Annotated in this window: 1 protein-coding gene; it reads right to left on the bottom strand. The window is 59.2% G+C overall.

Annotation, left to right across the window (positions count from 1 at the left end; genetic code table 11):
* The coding region (locus tag NW819_RS12480) for an ABC transporter ATP-binding protein (protein WP_414413939.1) at positions 1-709 on the bottom strand (709 nt) is incomplete at its 3' end.
* Positions 710-855 lie beyond the last annotated feature (146 nt).

The raw sequence follows: 855 nt of genomic DNA, 5'->3' as shown, positions 1-855 counted from the left end.
TCGGAGTCGGGTAGTTTACGGCCTCTTCTTGGTCGTGGGTGACGTACAAAAAGGTGAGACCAAGGCGGTGTTGTAGGGCCTTGAGTTCAAACTGCATCTGTTGGCGCAACTTCAAATCCAGCGCCCCCAAAGGTTCATCCAGCAAGAGCACCTGCGGTCGGCCAACCAAAGCCCGCGCCAAGGCCACCCGTTGCCGTTGCCCCCCTGAAAGTTGGCTGGGTTTACGGGATCCCAGATCGGGCAGTTGTACCAGCTCCAGCGCCTCTTGCACTCGCTTTTGGCGCTCCTTCGGCGGTATGCCGCGGATCATCAAGCCGTAGCCAACGTTCTCCGCCACCGTCATGTGGGGGAAGAGAGCATAGTCCTGAAACACCGTGTTCACAGGCCGTCGGTAGGGCGGCAGACCCAAAACATTCTGGCCGTTCAATTTGATCTGCCCCTCATCCGGACGCTCAAAGCCCGCGATCATCCGCAAACAGGTGGTTTTGCCCGAACCCGACGGCCCCAACAACGTAAAAAACTCCCCCTGCTGCACCTCCAAATCCACCCCGTCCACCGCTTGGATCCCGGAAAAGTTGCGGCTGACCCTCCGCAAACGAATGGCAGGCGGGGATCCCTCCTCTCTCCCGGCTTGGGATTTGGCGGAGCTGACATCAGAGGCGAGGACAGATTCGGCAACCATATCGACACAGGCAGCAAATGAACCCATTATGAGGGATCCATTTACAGAGGTTGACAGGTCTCAGCAAGGCCGGAAAAGTCCCAGGCCAAGAGCAGAGATAGTGTGGCGCAATCGCCTGCGGTGAAAGCTCGCCGGAAACCCACCCGACCGGTCGCGAAAGCGGGCCGGAGGCC

It is taken from the genome of Synechococcus sp. R8-2 (assembly GCF_047461715.1).
In the GTDB taxonomy this organism is placed as follows: domain Bacteria; phylum Cyanobacteriota; class Cyanobacteriia; order Thermostichales; family Thermostichaceae; genus Thermostichus.
Note: the sequence above shows the minus strand (reverse complement) of the source record. Positions and strands in the feature narration are given on the sequence as shown.